This window comes from Acinetobacter sp. YH01020 (assembly GCF_013420275.1).
In the GTDB taxonomy this organism is placed as follows: domain Bacteria; phylum Pseudomonadota; class Gammaproteobacteria; order Pseudomonadales; family Moraxellaceae; genus Acinetobacter; species Acinetobacter amyesii.
Genome location: NZ_VOYN01000093.1, coordinates 1 through 2,928 on the forward strand (window position 1 = coordinate 1; position 2,928 = coordinate 2,928).

Below are 2,928 nucleotides of genomic sequence, written 5' to 3' on the forward strand. Positions count from 1 at the left end.
CTAATGCTGCTCTTAGCTCTGCTACATCCTCTCAGAATTCAGCAATAGAATCAGCTAATTCTTCACTTGTTGCTACGGCACAAGCTAACAGCGCATCTACTGCTGCTACAGCATCAGCAAGTTCTGCAGCTAGTTCACAAAATTCAGCTTACAGTTCTGCAAGTTCAGCATTGAGTGCGGCCGGATCTGCTGATGCATCTGCAAGCTCTGCTGTTAATGCTTCAAATTCAGCAAATTTAGCAGCTAGTTCTGCCAATCAGTCGCTAGTATCATCACTAGAGGCAGGACAATCAGCTATTGTAGCAAGTACAAGTGCTAATGCTGCTCTTAGCTCTGCTACATCCTCTCAGAATTCAGCATTACTAGCAGAATCATCAGCTGTAAGAGCAAATCAAGATGCAGAGTTATCTGCTATGTCCGCTACAGCATCAGCAAGTTCTGCTGTAGATTCTTTAACTTATGCAACAGCATCAGCAAGTTCTGCCGCTGCAGCACAATATATTGTTGATAATATAGATTCAACTATAAGTAACAGTTCAACCTTCAAAAACCTAGCAGCCCGTGTTGATTATAATTCTAAGCAAATAGATGAGAATCGCGATAGAGCTGCACGAGGGATTGCAGGAATTGCTGCAATGGTCAATATTCCTACTCCAGCTTATAAAGGTGCTACAAGTTTTGGTTTAGGACTTGGACACTATGATAGCAAATCAGCAATAGCTATTGGTGCAAGCCATTATTTCAATAATGGAGTAAGTGTTAAAAGTTCATTATCCAATGGATTTGGAGATTCTAGAACAGCTGCTGTAGGTGCTGGTATGTCATTTACATGGTAAATCAAATAAATTGATAATATGCCTACCTTTTTAATAAAGGTAGGTTTTTAATTTTAAAGAGAGTATAAAAAATGCTATCAAAGAAGTTATACGTAGGTATTAGCTTTTATTTAGATGACCAATGTTCTGACATTTGGGCAAATGGTGCTGTACAAAATATTATTTTTTTATATCTTTTATTAAAAAAACTATCAATTGTAGAAAATGTTAGTTTGGTTTTCTTGGGTAATAGAACGACACCTCCTAAGGGATTGATGATAGATGATTTAGAAATAAAAATTGAATCATTAAATGATGTTGTTGATAAGTTGGATTTATTAATAGAAGGAACAGTAATGATAGAACCAATTCATTGTGAATTAGTTCATAATAATGGTGGAAAAGTGGTAAGTTATAGGATGGGTAATGATTTTATAATGGAAATGGAGTCTTTTGTATTTAATAAAGAACCTGGTAGATACTTTAATGGCTGTAATTATGATGCGATATGGACATTGCCACAACATGAGAATACATGTTTTTCATATTTTTCTATAGTGGGGAGAGCTCCTGTTTATATTTTGCCTCATATATGGGAACCTATTTTTTCAGATAAGATTATAGAAAAACTAAAAAAACAAAAAATTATTTTTGGTTATCAACCTGGAAGTAAAACTAAGCGTATAGCTTCTTTTGAAGCTAATATAAATATATTAAAAACCAGCTACATTCCTATATTAATATGTGAGCAGGCTTATAGGAAAAATCCTGATTTAATAAAACATATATATATGTGCAATACATTTGATAAGAAAGATCAAAAAGCATTTCATAATTTTATTGGCAGAACTGATATTGTTAAAAAAAACATTATGACTGTGGAAAGAAGATATCAAATGCCTGACTTTTTGGCTAGATATACTGACGTTGTGGTAGCACATCAATGGGAAAATGGTCTTAATTATGCATATTATGATGCTTTATATGGGGGCTATCCATTGATTCATAATTCTACCTTATTGCCAGTTGGATATAGATATGATGGTTTTAATGCATACTCTGGTGCAGAAATTTTAATTGATGTAATAGAACATCATGATGCTAATTATGAAATTTATAGAGAGGAAGCAAATAGTTTTTTAAGCAATTTGTCAATTAATAATACAAAAAATATTAAATCCCATGAGGAGTTAATATTAAATTTATTCAAATGATGAGGTTTAATATGATTGGTGATCAAAAAAATGGTGTTTTTTATAAAATATTAATAGTTGAAGATTGTATTTCAATGCAATATAGATTACTAAAAATACTGGAAGGTTTTAATGTCAATCACGAGAATATAAAATTTTCAAAAAGTTTGAAAGATGCCTATAATGAATTGAAGAATTATCATCCAACCTTAATATTAGTGGATTTAGGCCTGCCTGATGGATATGGTCAAGATTTGATTAAATGGGTTAATACCTATTTACCAAATACCCTTTGTATGGTGATTTCTGCATGGTCAAATAGTGACATAGTTTTATCGGCTATAAAAGCTGGTGCAGTAGGATATATGTTAAAAGAAAGAGATGATGTTGAACTTTTATTGGCATTAAACACGCTAGCATTAGGAGGCTCACCTATTGATCCATTCGTTGCAGGCAAAATTTTATTTGAATTAAGAGATAATAAAATAGAGAATCTTATATCTACACAAGATAATTGTGAAAAACTAAGTTCGAAAGAAATCCATATATTAAATCAGGTAGCTATTGGCTTGACTAATAAAGAAATTAGTAGAGAGTTATCACTTTCAAGGCATACAATCGATACACATATACGTAACATATATAGAAAATTATCAGTTAGAAGTAGAATAAATGCAGTGAAATTAGCAAAAGAAATAGGACTTATATGAATATTTTTAATAAATTTTATTTTTAGGGAGATTTCCAGACTGATTGTACAAAGACTTATAATTTATACAATACCAATTTTCATCGGCTTTGTTGCACAAAGATTTGAAATACAAAGCCCCCTAATTGAGCCAAATTTAAGGCGTAACTTGGGTAAGTGGTCGACCTAATTCCGTAAATCTGTTGAGGACTGCTACACGTGCATGAATTTC

Annotated in this window: 3 protein-coding genes; all 3 read left to right on the forward strand. The window is 32.3% G+C overall.

The features are described from left to right. Positions 1-836, forward strand: an 836-nt coding sequence (locus tag FTT85_RS17900) for a YadA C-terminal domain-containing protein (protein WP_180184088.1), incomplete at its 5' end; no start/stop codon positions are given. Positions 837-907: 71 nt separating this feature from the next. Then, a complete protein-coding gene (locus FTT85_RS17905) occupies positions 908-2,029 on the forward strand; it encodes a DUF2827 family protein (protein WP_180184089.1) in 1,122 nt (373 codons plus the stop codon). An 11-nt stretch (positions 2,030-2,040) separates the two neighbouring features. Further along, the gene (locus FTT85_RS17910; RefSeq protein WP_180184090.1) at positions 2,041-2,718 is read left to right on the forward strand and encodes a response regulator transcription factor; all 678 of its coding nucleotides are present in this window, start codon (positions 2,041-2,043) and stop codon (positions 2,716-2,718) included. The last annotated feature ends 210 nt before the right edge of the window (positions 2,719-2,928 follow it).

What these genes read in the sequence shown, in the direction of transcription:
- FTT85_RS17905 (WP_180184089.1), top strand. Translation starts at nt 908, where the DNA reads ATGCTATCAAAGAAGTTATACGTAGGTATTAGCTTTTATTTAGATGAC.
- FTT85_RS17910 (WP_180184090.1), top strand. Translation starts at nt 2,041, where the DNA reads ATGATTGGTGATCAAAAAAATGGTGTTTTTTATAAAATATTAATAGTT.